General features: G+C 70.6%; 15 protein-coding genes. 2 read left to right on the top strand and 13 right to left on the bottom strand.

The window, feature by feature from the left end; all coding sequences use genetic code 11:
• Positions 1 to 4 precede the first annotated feature (4 nt).
• The 9 genes from ACSFBC_RS00500 to ACSFBC_RS00460 form a co-directional block, all read right to left on the bottom strand.
• Positions 5 to 3124 carry an efflux RND transporter permease subunit gene (locus tag ACSFBC_RS00500; RefSeq protein WP_435508361.1) on the bottom strand — a complete coding sequence of 1040 codons (3120 nt, stop codon included), beginning with the start codon at positions 3122 to 3124 and terminating at the stop codon, positions 5 to 7.
• Positions 3125 to 3134: 10 nt separating this feature from the next.
• Entirely contained in the window at positions 3135 to 4250 is a 1116-nt protein-coding gene (locus ACSFBC_RS00495; RefSeq protein ID WP_435508360.1) for an efflux RND transporter periplasmic adaptor subunit, read from the bottom strand.
• Positions 4247 to 4813, bottom strand: a complete 567-nt coding sequence (locus ACSFBC_RS00490; RefSeq protein ID WP_435508359.1) for a hypothetical protein — start codon at positions 4811 to 4813, stop codon at positions 4247 to 4249. The genes ACSFBC_RS00495 and ACSFBC_RS00490 overlap by 4 nt, the downstream gene beginning before the upstream one ends.
• Before the next feature lie 47 nt (positions 4814 to 4860).
• On the bottom strand, positions 4861 to 6120 hold the full coding sequence (locus tag ACSFBC_RS00485; RefSeq protein WP_435508358.1) for a TolC family protein: 1260 nt from the start codon (positions 6118 to 6120) through the stop codon (positions 4861 to 4863).
• A gap of 110 nt (positions 6121 to 6230) precedes the next feature.
• Positions 6231 to 6587, bottom strand: coding sequence for a hypothetical protein (locus ACSFBC_RS00480; RefSeq protein ID WP_435508357.1), 357 nt, complete (start codon positions 6585 to 6587; stop codon positions 6231 to 6233).
• Positions 6588 to 6598: 11 nt separating this feature from the next.
• Positions 6599 to 7213: a histidine phosphatase family protein gene (locus tag ACSFBC_RS00475; protein ID WP_435508356.1), complete on the bottom strand. Its 615-nt coding sequence runs from the start codon at positions 7211 to 7213 to the stop codon at positions 6599 to 6601.
• Positions 7210 to 7986 (bottom strand): adenosylcobinamide-GDP ribazoletransferase, encoded by a 777-nt coding sequence (gene cobS, locus ACSFBC_RS00470; protein ID WP_435508355.1) that lies wholly within the window; start codon positions 7984 to 7986, stop codon positions 7210 to 7212. Before cobS ends, ACSFBC_RS00475 begins: the two co-directional genes overlap by 4 nt.
• The gene (gene cobT / locus ACSFBC_RS00465; RefSeq protein WP_435508354.1) at positions 7983 to 9032 is read right to left on the bottom strand and encodes a nicotinate-nucleotide--dimethylbenzimidazole phosphoribosyltransferase; all 1050 of its coding nucleotides are present in this window, start codon (positions 9030 to 9032) and stop codon (positions 7983 to 7985) included. Before cobT ends, cobS begins: the two co-directional genes overlap by 4 nt.
• 4 nt (positions 9033 to 9036) lie before the next feature.
• Entirely contained in the window at positions 9037 to 10506 is a 1470-nt protein-coding gene (locus ACSFBC_RS00460; protein WP_435508353.1) for a cobyric acid synthase, read from the bottom strand.
• 150 nt (positions 10507 to 10656) lie between these two features.
• Here ACSFBC_RS00460 and ACSFBC_RS00455 point away from each other — a divergent pair, with 150 nt between their 5' ends.
• A complete protein-coding gene (locus ACSFBC_RS00455) occupies positions 10657 to 10875 on the top strand; it encodes a hypothetical protein (RefSeq protein WP_435508352.1) in 219 nt (72 codons plus the stop codon).
• Here the strand turns inward: ACSFBC_RS00455 and ACSFBC_RS00450 are convergent.
• The 4 genes from ACSFBC_RS00450 to ACSFBC_RS00435 form a co-directional block, all read right to left on the bottom strand.
• Positions 10803 to 12287 (bottom strand): efflux transporter outer membrane subunit, encoded by a 1485-nt coding sequence (locus tag ACSFBC_RS00450; protein ID WP_435508351.1) that lies wholly within the window; start codon positions 12285 to 12287, stop codon positions 10803 to 10805. The two genes, ACSFBC_RS00455 and ACSFBC_RS00450, sit on opposite strands and share 73 nt — an antisense overlap.
• A 35-nt stretch (positions 12288 to 12322) precedes the next feature.
• A complete protein-coding gene (locus ACSFBC_RS00445; RefSeq protein WP_435508350.1) occupies positions 12323 to 15595 on the bottom strand; it encodes an efflux RND transporter permease subunit in 3273 nt (1090 codons plus the stop codon).
• A 37-nt stretch (positions 15596 to 15632) separates the two neighbouring features.
• A complete protein-coding gene (locus ACSFBC_RS00440) occupies positions 15633 to 16886 on the bottom strand; it encodes an efflux RND transporter periplasmic adaptor subunit (RefSeq protein WP_435508349.1) in 1254 nt (417 codons plus the stop codon).
• Positions 16887 to 17046: 160 nt separating this feature from the next.
• Positions 17047 to 17943: an alpha/beta hydrolase gene (locus ACSFBC_RS00435; protein ID WP_435508348.1), complete on the bottom strand. Its 897-nt coding sequence runs from the start codon at positions 17941 to 17943 to the stop codon at positions 17047 to 17049.
• Positions 17944 to 18129: 186 nt separating this feature from the next.
• Here ACSFBC_RS00435 and ACSFBC_RS00430 point away from each other — a divergent pair, with 186 nt between their 5' ends.
• Positions 18130 to 19044, top strand: a complete 915-nt coding sequence (locus ACSFBC_RS00430) for a LysR family transcriptional regulator (protein ID WP_435508347.1) — start codon at positions 18130 to 18132, stop codon at positions 19042 to 19044.
• Positions 19045 to 19047 lie beyond the last annotated feature (3 nt).

Below are 19047 nucleotides of genomic sequence, written 5' to 3'. Positions count from 1 at the left end.
TGGCTCACAAGGCTTCGGCCTGTGTGTCCGCCGCCAGCCGCTGCGCCGGCTTGCGGCCGAACAGCCAGAACATCGCGGGCGTGAGGAAGGTGTCGAGCAGCGTCGCGCCGACCAGCCCCGAGAAGATCACCACCGCCACCGGGTGCAGCACCTCGGTGCCCGGGCGCTCGGCCTCGAACAGCAGCGGCGCGAGCGCGAAGGCCGTGACCAGCGCGGTCATCAGCACCGGTGCCAGCCGCTCGAGCGAACCGCGCACGATCATCGCGGGCCCGAAGACCTCGCCCTCGAAGCGCATCAGGTTCACGTAGTGGCTCACCTTGAGGATGCCGTTGCGCACCGAGATGCCGGCCAGCGTGATGAAGCCCACGAGCGCCGCCACCGACAGCGGCTGGCCCGACAGCAACAGTCCCACCACCGCGCCCACCAGGGCCAGCGGGATGTTGACCATGATCAGCGCCGCCAGCACGGCCGAGCGGTAGCGGCCGTAGAGCACCACGAACATCAGCGCCAGCGACACGATCGACAGCAGCCCGACGCGCCGCGACGCCTCTTCCTGCGCCTGGAACTGGCCGCCCAGCGTGATGAAGTAGCCCTCGGGCAGGCGCGTCTGCGCGACCGCGGCGCGGATGTCCGCCACCACGTCCGACAGCGCGCGGCCCTGCGCATTGGCCGACAGCACGATGCGCCTGCGCCCATCGTCGCGGCTGATCTGGTTGGGGCCGTCGCCGTCCTCGATGGCGGCGATCTTCGACAGCGGGATCCGCCCGCTGGGCGTCTCGATCAGGATGCGGCCCAGGCCCTCGATCGAGCGCGCGTCCTCGGGCAGGCGCACCACCAGCGCGAAGCGGCGTCCGCCCTCGACGATCTGCGCCACCTTCTCGCCCTCGACCAGGCTCTGCAGCGCGGTCAGCACCTGCGGCACCGGCACGCCGTACTGCGCGGCCGCCGCGTAGTCGACCCGCACCTTGATCTGCGGCGCCAGCACCTGCTTCTCGATCTCGAGGTCGGCCATGCCCGGAATGGCCGCGAGCCGCGTGCGCAGCGCGTCGGCCTGGCCGCGCAGCACGTCGAGGTCCTCGCCGAAGACCTTGATCGCGATCTGCGAACGCACGCCCGAGAGCATGTGGTCGATGCGGTGCGAGATCGGCTGGCCGATCGACACCGCGGCCGGCAGGTTCGCGAGCCGCGCGCGGATGTCGGCCGCGATCTCGGCCATCGGCCGCTCCAGCTTGGCGGTGGGCAGCAGGCCCACGTCGAGCTCGCTCACGTGCACGCCCTCGGCGTGTTCGTCGAGTTCGGCGCGCCCGCTGCGGCGGCCGACGTGCGTCACCTCGGGCACCTGGCCCACCAGCACTTCGGCCTGCCGTGCGAGCGCGGCACTCTCGGCCAGCGTCACGCCCGGGTTCAAGCGCAGCCCGATCAGGAAGGTGCCTTCGTTGAACGGCGGCAGGAAGGTGGTCGGGAAGAAGGGCACGGCCGCGCCCGCCGTCAGCACGGCCAGCGCCGCGCCCCACAGCAGCGCCTTGGGCCGGGCCAGCGCCCGATCGAGCCCGCCGCGGTAGCGCGCCTTGAGCCAGGCCAGCACGCGCGTGTCGCCGTGGTCCAAGGTCTTCATGCGCGGCAGCAGCCAGGAGCTCAGCACCGGCGTGACCGTGACCGAGACAAGCAGCGAAGCCAGCGTCGAGACGATGAAGGCGATGCCCAGCGGGATGAAGAGCTTGCCCTCCAGCCCCGGCAGCGCGAACAGCGGCACGAACACCAGCACGATGATCACCGTGGCGTAGAGGATGCCCGAGCGCACCTCCATCGAGGCCTTGGCGACCAGGGCCAGCAGGCCTATGCGCTCGGCTTCGGGCTTGCGCCGGTCTTCCTTCAGGCGCCGCAGGATGTTCTCGACGTCGACCACCGCATCGTCGACCAGCCCGCCGATGGCAATGGCCAGGCCGCCCAGGGTCATGGTGTTGATCGACAGCCCGAAGTAGCGGAAGACCAGCGCGGTGACCAGGATCGACACCGGGATCGCCGTCAGCGCGATCACCGTCGGGCGCAGGCTGCCGAGGAAGAAGAACAGGATCGCCGCGACGAAGAACGAGGCGCCGATCAGCTTGCCCTGCAGCGTCGAGATCGAGGCCTCGATGAAGGTGGCCTGGCGGAAGGTGACCTGCGGCGCTTCCATGCCCGCAGGCAGCGAGGTCTTGAGGCCGGTCAAGGCTTCCTCGATGGCCCGCGTGAGGCCGATGGTGTCGGCGGTCGGCTGCTTCTGGATGCCCAGGATCACGGCCGGCTTGCCCTCGAAGCCTGCATCGCCGCGCTTGATGGCCGCGGCGAAGCTCACCTCGGCCACCTGGCGCAGCAGCACGGGGCGGCCGTCGCGCGCGGTGAGCGCGAGGCTGCGCAGGTCGTCCAGGCGCGAGCTGCGGCCCAGGTGGCGGATCAGGTACTCGCGGCCGTTGAGTTCGAGGAAACCGCCCGAGGTGTTGGCCGAATAGCCGCGCAGCGCCTCTTCCAGCTGCGCGTGCGTGATGCCGAGTTCGCGCATGCGCACCGTGTCGGGCTGCACCTGGAACTGCCGCACCTCGCCGCCGATCGGGATCACCTGCGCCACGCCCTGCACGGCCAGCAGCCTTGGGCGCAAGACCCAGTCCGCGTACTCACGCACCGCCATGGGCGAAATCTTCGCCGTGTCGACAGGGATCGCGATCTGCATGATCTCGCCCATGATCGAGCTGATCGGTCCCATGCGCGGCACCACGCCGGTGGGCAGCCCCTCCTCCATCGACGACAGGCGCTCCGACACGAGCTGCCGCGCGCGGAAGATGTCGGTGCCCCAGTCGAAGGTCACGTAGAGGAAGGACAGCCCGGCCGACGAGACCGAGCGCACCGACTCCACCCCCGGCAGGCCGTTCATGGTCGTTTCCAGCGGGAAGGTGATCAGCTGCTCCACCTCCTCCGCCGCCATGCCGCCGGCCTCGGTCATCAAGGTCACGGTCGGCTTGTTGAGGTCGGGGAACACGTCCACCGGCGTGCGCGACAGCGTGAACGCGCCATAGCCCATCAGCACCACGCTGACGATCAGAACCAGCAGCCTGTTGCGCAGGCTGTTCTCGAGTAGCCACTTGAACATCGGTGGCCTCTCAGCGGATCTGGTTGAGCAGGGTCGCACCCTGCGTGACCACACGCTCGCCCGCGTGCAGGCCCGAGCTCACGGCCACGTTCGCGCCGTCGAGCGCCTCGTGCACCACCACGCGCGGCACGAAGCGCTCGGGCGCGGTCTTGACCCAGACGATGGTCTCGTTGGCCGCGTTCTTCATCAGCGAGGCGGCCGGCACGGCCGTGCCGTGCACGCGCTCGCGCGTCTGCACCACGACCTTGACCGGCTGGCCGATGGCCAGTGCCCCGAAGGCCGCGCCCTGGGCCGCGAAGCTCAGCGGCAGCGCCTGGTCGCGCAGCGCGCGCGAGGCACCGACGAAGCGCAGCGGCAGCCGCTCCTTGCCCAGCGCCACGAACGCGCCTTCGATCCGCGCCGGCAGCGCACCGTCGAAGGCCAGTGCCTCGACGCGCAGCCGCATCGGATCGACGACCTCGAACACCAGTTCGCGTGCATCGACCACCTGGCCGAGCACCGCGTTCACCGAGGCCACCACGCCGGTGACCGGCGCGACCAGTGCATCGCGCGTGTCGAGGCCGGCACCGAGCGCGGCGATGCGCGCGTCGAGCGATGCGACCTCGCTCTCGACCGCCTCGATGTCCTTGCGCGGCACCGTGTCGGCCAGCTCGCGCAATCGCGCGAGGCGCTTGTGGGCCAGCGCACGGCTGGCGCGCAATTCGGCCACCTGCGACAGCTGGTTCGAGCGGTCGAGCGGATCGCTCGACGGCACGACGATGGCCAGCACCTCGCCCTTCTTCACCGCCTGGCCGGGTGCGGGCAGCCCGCGCGGCCCGGCTTCGATCCGGCCCGCGCGCAGCGCCTGCACGCGGCCGCCCGCGTTGGGGTCCATGGCCACGGTGCCGTTGAGTTCGACGGTGCGCGGCAGTTCGCCTTCGACCAGCGCGAGCGTGCGCAGGCCGATCTGCCGCTGCGAGGGCTTGGGCAGGAAGACGCTGCCGTCGGCGCGGCGCTGCGGTCCGTTCGGGTTGGCGGCGGCCGGGGCCTCGCCATGGTCATGGCCGGCATCGGCCCGGGCCGGTGCGGCGGCGAGCAGCGAAAGGGCCAGCAAGCTGGCGCAGAGGATGGAATGACGCGCGTTCATGCGGCAGCTCCCGAACGCAGCGCACGGCGCGTGCCGAAGACGAGCAGTGCCAACACGACGGCGCCACCGGCGCCCCACAGCAGCAGCGTCTTCGTGTTGCGCCCGCCGTGCGCCTCCTCGGCGTGCGTGTGCGCCTCAGCTTCCAGCGTGCCTTCGAGGTGTGCCGACGCAGCAGACGTCACGACCTTCACGCGCACGGGCAAAGGTCCGTGTTCCGGCTCGGCATCGAGCGCGACCTCGAATTCGCCCGCGCCATGCGCGGTGGCCGGCAGCGTGCGGCCATCGACCGCGACCTCCAGCGTGGCGCCTTCGACCGGCCGGTTGTCGACCGCGTGGTCGAGGTACAGCGTGAGCAGCTTGCCGCTGAGCACGCCGACCAGCTCGAAGCCTGCCGAGGTGGCGGCGAAGCGTCCGGGCGTGGCGTCCGCGTCGGGTACGGTAGCGGTCGCGGGTGCGGGGGCCTCCTCGTGGTCGTGGCCTTCGTGGGCCAGGCTCAGGACGGGGAAGGAGAACAGGAAGACCAGCGCGAGGCGCAGGCTTCGGCGGAGGAAAAGGCGATTCATGAAGATGTCCCGCAGATGCATCGGAAGGAAAAGGAAGGAGAGGCGCGTCATTCGGGCAGCAGGCCCAGGGCCTGGCGCCACTGCGAGACGGCCTGCGCCAGCGCCACCTGGGCGGCGGCGCTTTGCTGCTCGGCCTCGAAGACTTCGAGCGCGACGCGCAGCCGGTTGGGCAGATCGGTCTCGCCCAGCCGGAACGACTTCTCGTAGAAGCCCAGCGTCTCGCGCGACAGCACGGCGCGCCGCTCGGCCGCATCGCGTGCGAGCCGCGCCGACGTCACCTGCTGCTGCGCCGACGCGATCTCGTCCACCACGCGTTCGCGTTCCAGCGCGAGCTGGATCTCGGTCTCGGTCTGCTCGGCCGCAGCAGCCCCGAGCCGCGCCGCCTTCCGGTCGGACGAACCGAAGGGAATGCGCAGGCCCACGGTGAGCGACTGGCCATAGGCCTCGCCGGTGCCGCCGCGTTCGCGCGCGGTCGCGAGCGTGAGCTCGGGGTTGGCGCGCGTCTGCACGCCCGCCAGCTCGCGCGTGCGTCGCGCCACGTCGGCCTTGGCCGCGAGTTCACGCAGCACGGGGTGCGCGGCCAGCGCCGCTTCGGTGTCGCGCTGCGGCAAGGGCTCCGCTGCCGACGAGAGCGCAGGCACGGGCGTGCCGGTCAGGGCCCGCAAGGCATGCGCTGCGCGCGTGCGCGCCGCATGCGCCTGCGCCATCTCGGCTTCGGCGGCGGCGCGCAGGCCGTCGGCCTGGTGCCGGTCGGCACGTGCGAGGTCGCCCGCACGCACGCGTTTCGCCACATCGTCGGCCAACTGGCCGGCCTGGGTCGCGCGGGCCTGCACCACGCGCAGCGTCTGGTCGGCCGCCTGCACGGCCCACCAGGCCTCACGCACCGCGGCGACCGCGCGCCATTGCGCGGCATCGAGACGGCTGTCGACCGCGCGCTGCTCGGACTCGGCCAGTGCACGCGTCCGATCGCGCTCGCCCGGCAGCCACAGCGGCGCGGCGATGCCGACGACGAGTTCGCGTTCACCGCGGTTCGATTGGGCGCGGTCGGACTTGAACGAAAGCTCGAGCGATGCCGGCTCGGGCGTCCAGTGGCCGGCTGCACGCAGCTGCGCCTGGGCGGCCTGCCGACGCTCGGGTGCGGCGGCAGTCTCGGGCAGGCGGGCCAGGGCGGCATCGACGGCCTGGCGCAGGCTGAGCGACGGCGGTTCGGCCGTTGCGGCCAGCGCCGGGAGGGAAAAGGCAAAGGAAAGGGCAAGGGCCGGCCAGCGGCGCCTCGCACCCCGGACGGTCCAGGGCGTGGAATTCATGATCAACCTCGTTGGCTGCGAGCGAACGCCCGCGATTCGAAACCAACCGACGAGGAGATGCGCGCTGCCTCAGCAGCACGCGATGGAAATCCATCCGCCTCGCCGGAAACTCAGGCGAGGTTGAAAGTGGGCGGTCGCAGGGGGTGGTCCGGCACGCGGTCCGGCACGTAAGGCTGTTCGCCGATACGGACCGGCTCGCCCGCGAGCGTAGCGGAGCGCCAGCTGCCGATGCTCAAGGCCGCGGGCGTGCCGTGGCAGGTCGCGCAGTCGGGGTGGTAGCCGGCCTGTGCGGCGTCGGCCTCCGCGGCCGCCGGGTCGGCCTTGTCCGCCGTGGTGTGGCGGTGTTCGTGATGACCGAAATGCCGCACACCGTCGCCGCGTTCGTGCGCGCAGACCGTGCCCGCCGCTACCCAGAAGGACTGGAGCGAGAGGACACACATCACGAACAGGAGCACGGCACGGCGCATGGCGGCGGAGTCTATCGAAGGGTCAATGGCCCTCGGCCTTGTGGGCCCGCATCGGCGGCGGCCGGTGGTGCATCGACGACCTCGATGCATTGCCAGCTGCCCAGCACGACCGCCTGCGTCGGCCAGTCGGAGGCCCGTTCGGCCACACGGATGCCCTGCTGAAGCAGCCAGACCGCGCGGATCACGCCGGCATGCGTGACCCACAGCGCATCGCGCTTCGACGCCCGCCAGTCGTCCCAGGCCGCGCCCACCCGCTGCATGAACTGGCGCGTGCTCTCGCCGGTGCCGCCCGCGCGCGCATCGGCGAAATCGTGCATCCAGGCATCGATGTCGCTGCGCGCGATCGCGCTCCAGGGCCGCGTCTCCCACTGGCCGAAGTCCATCTCGGCGAGGCGCGGGTCGGTTTCGAAGCGGCCCTGTGCGGGCCGCAAGACTTCGACCGCCGCGGCGAGTGCGCGACAGCGCTGCAAGGGCGAACAGTGCAGCGCGATGCCGTCGGGCAGTTGCGCGGCGATGGCCTGCGCAGCCGCCAGTGTCGGCTCGGCATGGACCGCGAGATCGGTCGCGCCGTAGCAAAGGCCGGGCTCGGCCACGACCGGTGCATGGCGCAGCAGCCAGAGCTTCACAGCCGTGCCGCCAGCGCGAGGTAGATCGCGAGTTCGCTCAATTGCTGGGTCGCGCCCAGGCCGTCGCCGGTGAAGCCGCCCAGGCGGCGCCGCAACAGCCGGACCATGAACAGCGCGACCAGTGCCGCCGCGACCAGGGCCGCCGCGCCGTTGAGACCGCCCACGACCACCAGCAGGGCCGCGGCCGGCAGCGACCACAGCAGCGCGATGCCCACCGACGCGCCGCTCACCGCATCGGCCAGCGGCTTGGCCTTGCCGCCGTCGCCGCCCACGTAGGGCGCCGCGCGCATCACGGCCAGCGGCGCGAGCCGCGACAGCACGTGCGCGGCCAGCACCACGGCACAGGCCGTGAGCGCGCCCTGCCCCGCCAGCGTGGCGAGCAGCGCGAACTTCAGGCCCAGCGCGAGCACCAGCGCGATCGCGCCGAAGGCACCGATGCGCGAGTCCTTCATGATCTCCAATGCGCGTTCGCGCGAGGCCGAGCCGCCCAGGCCGTCGACCACGTCGGCCAGGCCGTCTTCATGGAAGGCACCGGTCACGAGCACCGTGACGACGGTGCACAGCACCGCGGCCACGATCGGCGGCCACAGCGCGAGCGCGCCCGCCAGCGCCAAGGCGCCGATCAGCCCCACCACCCAGCCGACCGCCGGAAAGTGCGCGGCGCTGGCGCGCAGCATCGCAGGGCTGTAGCCCACCCACTGCGCGAGCCGGCCCGTGACCGGGATGCGGGTGAAGAACTGCAGGGCCAGCAGGAAGTGGCGCAGGCCGTTCACTCGGCATCCTGTCGCGACACATGGGCGGATTCGAAGCTCGCCATCTCGCGCAGGATCAGGCACGCCGATTCCAGCAGCGGCCAGGCCAGCGCCGCCCCCGAACCTTCACCCAGGCGCAGCCCCATGTGCAGCAGCGGTTCGAGCCCCAGGTGCGCGAGCAGCAGCGCATGGCCAGGCTCGGCCGACACGTGCGCCGCCACGCAGCGCTGCACCACGTGCGGCCGCAGCGCCTGCGCCACCAGCACCGCGGCGCTCGCGATGAAGCCGTCGAGCACGATCACGCGGCGCTCCTCGGCGGCCTGCAGCACCGCGCCGACCAGCGTCGCGAGCTCGAAGCCGCCGAACGCGGCCAGCGCGTCGAGCGGCGCGGTGGCACCGGCATGCAGGGCCAGCACCTCGCGCAGCACCTGCGCCTTGCGCGCGCGGCCCGCGGCGTCGAGCCCGGTGCCGGCGCCGGTGCAGGCCTCGATGTCGTGGCCGACCAGGCGCGCCAGCAGCATCGCCGCGGTCGAACTGTTGCCGATGCCCATCTCGCCCAGCAGCAGCGCGTTGCCGGGCAGTTCACGCACGACGGCCCGGCCGTTGGCGATGGCCTCGGTGCATTGCGCGGCGCTCATGGCCGGGCCCGCCGACGCGTCGGCCGTGCCCGGCGCGATCTTGCGCAGCAGCAGCCCGTCGCGGGGAGTGAAGTCGCGGCGCACGCCGCAGTCGACCACGGTCAGCGCCAGGCCGTGCTGGCGCGCGAGCACGCTCACCGCCGCGCCGCCGGCCAGGAAGTTCTCGACCATCTGCCAGGTCACATCGCTGGGATAGGCCGACACGCCGCGCGCCGCGAGGCCGTGGTCGGCCGCGCACACCAGCATCTGCGGCTGCGCCAGCACCGGCGCCTCGCTGCCCAGGATGGCACCGATGCGCAGCGCCAGCGCTTCGAGCTTGCCCAGTGCGCCCAGCGGCTTGGTCTTGTTGTCGATCAGGTGCTGCAGCCGCGCCGTCAGCGACGCGTCGTGCAGATCGGAAATGACGGGGATGGCCGGAAGGGAGGTCATGGAATCACGCGATCAGAGAGGAAAGCACACCGGGCGCGAAATGCGCGTCGATGAAATCGGCGAGGCCGTCGAACACGGCGTCGAGCGTGGGCACGGTGGCGCCGAACAGCGCCTGCAGCGCGGCAGGGTCCTCGAACAGGCCGTGCAGGTAGAGGCCCAGCACATTGCCGGCCTCGTTCTGCCAGGCCAGGCCGTCGGGCATGGCGACGCGCGCGTGGTCGCCGGCCGCGGCCATCGCAGGATGCGCGTCGGTCTGGCCGTGGTGGATTTCGTAGCCGCGCACGGCCACACCCGAGAGCGCCGACCAGGCGCCGGTCAGCGCGCCGAAGCGGGCTTCGCGCTGGCGCACGGTCTTGTCGGGTGCGAACACCGTGACCAGCGGCAGCAGCCCCAGGCCGGGCGCGTTGCCGTCGATGCCGTGCGGGTCGATCAGCGCCTCGCCCAGCATCTGCAGGCCCCCGCAGACGCCGAGCACGCGGCCGCCGCGCGCCGCATGCGCAGCCACCGCGCGGTCCAGGCCCTGCGCGCGCAGCCAGGCCAGGTCGCCGCTGGTGTGCTTGGAGCCCGGCAACACGATCCAGTCGGCATCGGCCACGTCGGCGGGGCTGCGGGCCCAGCGCAGGCGCACGCCCGGCGCGTTCTTGAGCGGCTGGAACTCGTCGAGGTTGCTGATGCGCGGATAAGCGATCACCGCGACCGTGCAGCGCACCTCGCCGGTGGCGGTGCTTCGATCATCAAATACACCGTCTTCCTCGGGCAGCCCGTGCTGCCACCACATCGGCAGCACGGCCACGGTGGGCACGCCGGTGAGTTGCTGCAGCATCTCGGGGGCCGGGGCGAGCAAGGCGGCATCACCGCGAAAGCGGTTGAGCACGAAACCCGCGAGCAAGGCGCGATCGGCCTCGGGCATCAGGGCCCAGGTGCCGTAGAGGTGGGCGAAAGCGCCGCCGCGGTCGATGTCGGTCACGAGCAGGCAGCGCGCCTCTGCGTGGCGCGCCACGCGCAGATTCACGATGTCGCTGCTCATCAGGTTGATCTCGGCCGGCGAGCCCGCGCCTTCGATCACCACCACGTCGTTCTCGGCCCGCAGTGCGTCGAGCGATTGCGCGATCTGCGGCCAGACCCGCTCGCTGCGTCCGCGCCACGACAGGCCCGTGAGTTCGGTGCTCACCTGCCCCAGCAGCACCACCTGGCTGTGCGTGTCGCGCTCGGGCTTGAGCAGCAAGGGGTTCATGCGGACCTCGGGCATCGCATGCGCGGCGAGGGCCTGGAAGTACTGTGCGCTACCGATCTCGCCCCCCTCCACCACCCGGGCGTTGTTGCTCATGTTCTGCGCCTTGAAGGGCGCCACCTTGAGCCCCTGGCGCGCATACCAGCGGCACAGCGCGGTGGTCACCCAGCTCTTGCCGGCGCCGCTGGTGGTGCCGAGCACCATCACGCATCGGGCGTTTGTGCCTGTGTCCCGTTGATTCATGCCCGCATTGTCGCGGAGGACGCCATGAAGGCGCCGCCGCCTACAGCGGACAGGGCATGCGGGTCACATCGATCCGGCGCAGTATGAGACGCGGCACATGCGCACTGCCCGCTACCTTCGAACATTCCCCGATCCCGACCCCGCTCATCGATGCCGATCCTCCGCGACATGGCGCTCACCATCCAGGAGCGCGCACCGGGGCAGTTCCACTGGGTGCTGCTCGAGGCGTTCGAACGCCACAACTCCGACGCGTTGCACTACCGCCTCTGGCGGATCGCGCCGGCGCCGCAGCGCAGTTATTCCAGCGCCTTGGCGCTGGGCGTCGCCGAGCTCAAGCGGGTGGCCGACACCGAAGACGCGACGGCCTGATCGCCGCCCCAGCCGCCACCCAGTGCGCGGATCAGGCCCACGGTCGCCTGGTACTGCGCCGACTTGACCTGCAGCGCCTGCCGGCGGTTGCGCAGTTCGCTGCGGCGCGCGTCCAGCAGGTCGAGCTGGCTCACCAGCCCGTTGCGATAGCGCGAATCCGACAGCGAAGTCGCGCGCTGGGCCGAGGTCACCGCCCTGCCCTGCACCGTCGACTGCGCGTCGAGCAGGCGCAGGGAGGCCAGCTGGTCTTCCACTTCGCGGAAGGCCGTCAGCACCTCGGTGCGATAGCTCGCGAGCGCACCGTCGAGCTGGGCCGAGGCGCTCTGCACGCCGGCCTCGCGCCGGCCGCCATCGAGGATCGGCAGCGACAACAGCGCGCCGATGCCCCATGAGCGGGCCGACCACTTGAACAGGTCGCCCAGGTCGGTCGAGGCGTAGCCACCCCCACCGGTCAGCGCGATGTTCGGGAACCAGGCGTTCTGCGCCACGCCCACGCGGGCCTGCGCCGCCATCACGGTCCGCTGGGCCGCGGCCACGTCGGGCCGGCGTTCGAGCACGGTCGACGGCAGGCCGGCCGGAATGCTGGGCAGCGCGCTGGTCCACGCGGTCGGCGGCAGGCTGAAGTCGGAGGCGACTTCGCCCAGCAGCACCGCGAGCGCGTGCTCCGCCACCGCGCGTTGCCGATCGAGCGCCAGCGCGTCGGATTCGGTGGATGCGAGTTCGGTCTGCACGCGCGCCACGTCGAGCTCGGCCAGATCACCGGCGCGTTCGCGACGCTCGGTCAGGTCCAGCGTGCCGCGGTAGGCCTCGACGGTCTCGCGCACCAGCGTGCGCTCGTCGTCGATGGCGCGCAATGCCAGGTAGCTCTGCGCCACCTCGGCCTGCACCAGCAGCTTGGCGCTCTGCAGCAGCGCCTCGCGCGATTGCGCATCGAGCGCGGCCGCGTTGCTCGCGCCGGAGAGCTTGCCGAACAGGTCGAGCTCGTAGGACACGCTGGCGCCCGCGTTGAGCAGCGTGGACGGGCGGTTGCTCTGGTTGCGGTCCAGGCCCTGGCCACGGCTCGCGCCGCCGTTCAGGCCGACCTGCACCGAGCGGTCCGCATCGACCGTGCGGGCCAGCGCACGCGCTTCTGCCAGCCGGGCCGCGGCCTGCTGGATGCTGGTGTTGCGGGTCGCGGCCCGGTCGACCAGTTCGTCGAGCACCGGGTCGTTGAACACCCGCCACCAGGCGCCATTGGCCTGGACCGGTGCGCCGGCGCGGGTGGCGGCGGCCTGTTCCTTGAACTGCAGCGGCGGCACCGTGGAAGGCGCCTGCACGGCGCTCGATGCGCAGCCGGCCAGCACCAGGGCCGCGACCAGCGGCAGCCAGGCGGCGCGCAGCGCCCCCGCTGCAAGAGAAATGGAGCTTGTCATGATGAAGATTCCTGTTTCCTGTGAGGAGACCGTGCTCACTCGTGGGGATGGCGCGGTGCCGAGGGCTGCGGATGCAGCGCACCGCCGCCACCGACATGGGACACCGAAAGGTCGCCTGCCGGGGCGAAGGCCTCGACGTCGTGCGGCACTTCGCCGTGCTGCTTGAGCGGCTTGTTGCCCGCCAGGCGGCGCAGCACCACGTAGAACACCGGCGTGAGGAACAGGCCGAAGGCCGTCACCCCGATCATCCCGGCGAACACCGCCACGCCCATCGCGCTGCGCATCTCGGCGCCGGCACCGGTGGAGAGCACCAGCGGCAGCACACCCATCACGAAGGCCAGCGAGGTCATCAGGATCGGGCGCAGCCGCAGGCGGCTGGCCTCGATCGCGGCCTGGATCGGCGTGCGCCCGGCAAATTCGAGTTCGCGGGCGAACTCCACGATCAGGATCGCGTTCTTCGCACTCAGCCCCACCAGCACGATCAACCCGATCTGCGTGAAGACGTTGTTGTCACCCCCCGATATCCATACGCCGGTCATCGCGGCCAGGATGCCCATGGGCACGATCAGGATGATGGCGATCGGCAAGGTCAGGCTCTCGTACTGCGCGGCCAGCACCAGGAACACCAGCAGGATCGCCAGCGGGAAGACCAGGAAGGCGGAGTTGCCGGCCAGGATCTCCTGGTAGGTGAGCTCGGTCCACTCGAAGCTGATGCCCTTGGGCAGCGTCTCGGCGGCGATGCGCGCGATCGCGTCCTGCGCCTGGCCCGACGAATAACCGGGGGCCGGGCCGCCGTTGATGTCGGCCGCGAGGTAGCCGTTGTAGCGCATGGCGCGTTCCGGGCCGAAGGTCGAGTTGACCTTCATCAGGGCCGACAGCGGCACCATCTCGCCGGTGGTCGAGCGCACCTTGAGCAGGCCCACGTCTTCGGCGCGTGCGCGGTACGGCGCATCGGCCTGGACGCGCACCGAGTACGTGCGGCCGAACTTGTTGAAGTCGTTCGCGTACAGGCTGCCCAGATAGATCTGCATGGTGTCGAAGATGTCGGTCACCGGCACGCCGAGCTGGCGCGCCTTGGTGCGGTCGATGTCGGCGTACAGCTGCGGCACGTTGACCTGCCAGCTGGTGAACATGCCGGCCAGCTCGGGCGTCTGGTAGGCCTTGGCCATGAAGGCCTTGACCGCCGAATCCATCTGGTCGTAGCCCAGCGAGGCACGGTCCTCGATCTGCATCTTGAAGCCGCCCGTGGTGCCCAGGCCCGCCACCGGTGGCGGCGGGAACATCACGATGAAAGCGTCCTGGATGCTCGCGAAGGCACCGTTGAGCTGGCCCGCGACCGCACCGCCGCTCTGGTCGGCCTTCTTGCGTTCGGCGAAGGGCTTGAGCGTGACGAACACCACGCCCGAGTTCGAGCTGTTGGTGAAGCCGTTGATCGACAGGCCCGGGAACGCGATCGCGTCTTCCACGTTCGGGTTCTTCTTGACCAGCTCGCCCATGCGATGGATCACGTCCTCGGTGCGGTCGAGCGTGGCGCCGTCGGGCAGCTGCGCGAAACCGATCAGGTACTGCTTGTCCTGCGCCGGCACGAAGCCGCTGGGCACGGCCTTGAACAGGCCGAAGGTCACGCCGATCAGCGCGAGGTAGATCACCAGCATCAGCGCCTTGCGCCCGATCACGTTCTTGACGCCGCCGCTGTAGGCCTCGGAGCCGCGATGGAACAGCCTGTTGAAGCCGCGGAACAGCCAGCCGAGGTAACGGTCCATGAAGCGCGTGAGCGCGTCCTTGGGCTGGTCGTGGCCGCGCAGCAGCAAGGCGGCGAGCGCGGGCGACAGCGTGAGCGAGTTGATCGCCGAGATCACGGTCGAGATCGCGATGGTCACCGCGAACTGCTTGTAGAACTGGCCGGTCAGGCCGCTGATGAAGGCGAGCGGCACGAACACCGCGACCAGCACCAGCGCGATGGCGATGATGGGCCCCGACACTTCGCGCATCGCGCGGTAGGTCGCGTCACGCGGACTCAGGCCGGCCTCGATGTTGCGCTCGACGTTCTCGACCACCACGATCGCATCGTCCACCACGATCCCGATCGCCAGCACCAGCCCGAACAGGCTCAGCGCGTTGATCGAGAAGCCCAGCAGATGCAGCACCGCGAAGGTACCGACCACCGACACCGGCACCGCCAGCAGCGGGATGATCGAGGCGCGCCAGGTCTGGAGGAACAGGATCACCACCAGCACCACCAGCGCGATGGCTTCGAGCAGCGTGTGGACCACCGATTCGATCGAGGCGCGCACGAACTGCGTCGGGTCGTAGGCGATGCGGTATTCCACGCCCTCGGGCATGTTCTTGGCGAGGTCGTCCATGGTGGCACGCACGTCGCGCGAGATGTCCAGCGCGTTCGAGCCGGGCGACTGGAACACGCCCATGCCGACGGCCGGGTCGTTGTTGAGCAGTGAACGCAGCGAGTAGTCGGCCGCGCCCATCTCGAGGCGGCCGATGTCGCGCAGCCGGGTGACCTGCGTGGAGGCGCCGTCGGTGCCGGTCTTGACGATGATGTCGCCGAACTCTTCCTCGCTCTGCAGCCGGCCCTGGGCGTTGATCGACAACTGCATGTCGACGCCCGAGAGGCCCGGCGAAGCGCCGACCACGCCGGCCGCGGCCTGGATGTTCTGGCCGCGGATCGCCGCCACCACGTCGCTGGCCGACAGGCCGCGCTGCGCCACCTTCTGCGGGTCGAGCCAGACGCGCATCGCGTAGTCGCCGCCGCCGAAGATCTGCACCTGGCCCACGCCCTGGATGCGCGCGAGGCGGTCCTTGACGTTGAGCACCGCGTAGTTGCGCAGGTAGTTGATGTCGTAGCGGTTGTTGGGCGAGACCATGTGCACGACCATGGTCAGGTCGGGCGCGCTCTTGATGGTGGTGATGCCCAGACGGCGCACCTCCTCGGGCAGACGCGGCTCGGCTTGCGAGACGCGGTTCTGCACCAGCTGCTGCGCCTTGTCGGGGTCGGTGCCCAGCTTGAAGGTCACGGTCAGCGTCATCACGCCGTCGGTGGTCGCCTGGCTGCCCATGTAGAGCATGCCTTCGACGCCGTTGATCTGTTCCTCGAGCGGCGTCGCCACCGTCTCGGCGATCACCTTCGGGTTCGCGCCCGGGTACTGGGCCCGCACCACGACCGAGGGCGGTGCCACTTCGGGGTACTCGGAGATCGGCAGCGCGCGCATGGCGATCAGACCGGCAATCAGGATCAGCACCGACAGCACGCCGGCAAAGATCGGCCTGTCGATGAAGAATTTGGAGAGATTCATGATGTTCTTTCTTCTACGAAGCGTCGCGGGTCCGGGCTCAGCCCGCCGCGACCTTGGCGCTGGCCTGGGCCTTGGCCTGGGCCGCGTCCATCGGCACCGTGGCCGGCGCCACCAGCGCGCCGGGGCGCACGTGCTGCAGACCGTTCACGACCACGCGCTCGCCCACCTTGAGGCCCGTGGTCACCACGCGCAGGCCGTTGGCCGGTGCGCCCAGGGTGACTTCGCGGTACTCGGTCTTGTTGTCGGCATTCACGACCATCACGAACTTCTTGCTCTGGTCGGTACCGATGGCGCGTTCGCTCACCAGCATCACGCTGTGGGTGTGGGCCTGGCCCATGCGGATGCGGGCGAACTGGCCGGGGATCAGCGCACCGTCCTTGTTGTCGAAGGCGGCGCGCACGCGCACCGTGCCGCTGCGGGCGTCGACCTGGTTGTCGATCAGCTGCAGCTTGCCTTCGAAGGGCGTGCCGGTGCTCGCGGCCGTGCCCATCTGCACCGGGATCTGCTCGATCGGCATGCGGCCGTTGGAGCCGCCGGCGATGTCCTTGAGCGCCTTGCCCACGATCTGCTCGTCGGCGTCGAAGCTCGCGTAGATCGGGCTCACCGAGACCAGCGTGGTCAGCACCGGCGCGCCGGGACCCGCGGCCACCAGGTTGCCCACCGTGACTTCGAGCCGGCCGATGCGACCCGCCACCGGTGCCCGCACTTGCGTGTAGCCCAGGCTCAGCCGCGCCGTCTGCAGCGCGGCCTGGGCGGCGCGCAGGTTGGCTTCGGCTTCGCGGCCGGCGTTGGTGCGCTCGTCGAGTTCGCGCTGGGCGATGGCCTTCTCGTCCCACAGGCGCTTGGCGCGTTCCTGCTCGCTGCGGCTGAAGGCCGTGCGGGCCTGGGCCGAGGCGACCTGCGCTTCGGCGCGCTCGACCTCGGCCGCGTAAGGCGCGGGGTCGATGGTGATCAGCAGGTCGCCCTTCTTCACCAGCGTGCCTTCCTTGAAGTGCACCGACTGCACGGCGCCCGCGACGCGGGAGCGCACGTCGACCCGCTCGACGGCTTCCAACCGCCCCGAGAACTCGTCCCAGGCCGTGATGTCGGTCTGCACCACGGCGGCGACGGACACCGGCGTGGCCTGCGGCGCAGCCGCGGGCGTGTTGGCCTCGGCTTCGAGCGGGCGCAGGCCGAACGCGGCGGAGACGATGGCGGCAGCCGCCGTCAGCGCGGTGACGGCAGGCCAGACATCGCGGCGTGTGACGGCGGAAAGGGGCTTGGCGGAGGGGGTGGCGAGTGGCTTGGTCATGATGATTTCCGTCCTCTTGGGATGTTTCTGGAGATGCGAAGCGCCACCCGGCGCGGTACGTCGGGCGACAAAGGGGTTGGCCGCCGGGGTCGCCGGCTGCCGAAATCGGGTCAGTGGGGTTCAGAGCCGGTGTCTTGCGTCAGCAATCACCGGCCAGCGCCTAGTGCGGCGGTTGCGGCGTGACGGGTGCGCGCGTTGCCTCGAAGAAGTCGCGGAACTGCTGCGTCACCGCGGCGGCACACGGACATTCGCAACCGGTGGCGGGATCGGCCAGCGCATCGGGCCAGCCCTCTGCGCCGCTCAGCACCTCGAAGCGCACCGGAATGCCGGCGCCTTCGAGCCGCTTCGCATAGGCCACGGCCTCGTCGCGCATCGGATCGTCCTTGCCCACCAGCACCAGCGTGGGCGCCAGGTCGGCCAACCGGCGCGACGAACCCGGCACGGCGTACGGATGCTCGGCATCGCGCGGACAGCGCAGGTACTGCTGCCAGCCCTCGGTGTACTTGCAGCCGGTGGCGTCGCCGGTGGCCTCGCGCAGCGACGCGGTGCCGGCGCAGGGGTCGAGCATCGGCGACAGCAGCACCTGGCCCGCGAGCGGCGGATGGGCCCGGTCGCGGGCGATCAATGCCAGCGACGCCGCCAGGTTGCCGCCGGCCTCCTCGCCCGCCAGGTAGACGCGGGCGCCCTTGCCGGCCAGCTTGGTGCGCTGCTTGTAGAGCCATTCCAGGGCCTCGTAACCCACCTCGATCGCATCCGGGAACGGGTGCAGCGGCGCCAGCGGATAGGCCATCGACACCACGGTCGCGCCCGCGTCCACCAGCATCCGCGCCACGCTGCGGCCGTCGTCGAGGTCGCCGCAAGCGAAATTGCCGCCGTGCAGGTGCAGCACCAGCGGGCGATCGGCCTCGGCCGCCGCGCCGCGCTGGCTGCGCACGCCATAGGTGCGGGCCGCTACCGGCTCGCGCCCCGGCAACTCGATGCTGATATCGCTTTCGACCGCCTGCAGTGCAGCAGTGGCCGGCAGTTCGGTGGCGCTTGGCGATGAACGGGTGGACATGATGGACCTGTAGGCGGAGGTGGAAGAACGATGGGATTGAATGTACCGGCCAATGGCCAGCTTGAATCAGGCACTTTGCCACCTCACCGTTTCCATCGGAACAACAATGAGGGCTCGTGTGCGTGTGAGAATTCCCCCACGCAGCGGGGGCTGCGCCCCCATAAGTAAGACAGAAGAGGAAGTCCAATGGATCAGATCCAGGCCATGCGGGTGTTCTCGCGCGTGGTGGAAACCGGGAGCTTCACGCGCGCGGCCGATTCGCTGGCACTGCCCAAGGGCACGGTCACCAAGCAGATCCAGGCGCTGGAGGCGCGCGTGCGCGTCAAGCTGCTCAATCGCACCACGCGCCGCGTCACGGTCACGCCCGACGGCGCCGCCTACTACGAGCGCGCCTCGCAGCTGCTGACCGACCTCGACGATCTCGACGCGAGCATGACCAATGCGCAGGCCAACCCCTCGGGCCGGCTGCGCATCGACGTGGGCTCGTCGACCGCCACCCTGCTGCTGATTCCCGCGCTCGACACCTTCTACGCGCGCTTCCCCGAGATCCAGATCGACATGGGCGTGAGCGACCGGGTGGTGGACCTGCTGACCGACAACGTCGACTGCGTGATCCGCATCGGCGAGATCACCGACCAGTCGCTGGTGGCGCGCCGCATCGGCCAACTGCCGCTGATCACGGTGGCCTCGGCCGCCTATGTAAAGCGCTATGGCGCACCGCAGCATCCGCGCGACCTGGAGCGCAGCCACCGCGTGGTCAACCACTTCTTCGGCAACACGCGGCGCATGTTCCCGATGGAGTTCAACAAGGACGGCGAGAACTTCGAGCCGGCCGCCCCCTACAGCCTGGCGGTGAACGAGAACATCGCCCACACCGCGGCCGTGGTGGCCGGCCTGGGCGTGGCGCAGATGGCGACCGTCATCGCGCAATCCTATCTGGACAGAGGCGAACTGGTCGAGGTGCTGCCGGACTGGACCCGCGATCCGATGCCGATCTACGTGGTCTACCCGCCCAACCGCCACCTGAGCGCCAAGGTGCGCGCCTTCGTCGACTGGGCGGCCGAGCTGTTCGCCAAGAACCCGCAGATGCAGCGCGGCTGAACT

Origin of the sequence: Variovorax frigidus, assembly GCF_051216515.1 — a bacterium.
Taxonomy (GTDB): Bacteria; Pseudomonadota; Gammaproteobacteria; order Burkholderiales; family Burkholderiaceae_C; genus Variovorax.
This window is presented reverse-complemented; position numbering and strand designations above follow the sequence as displayed.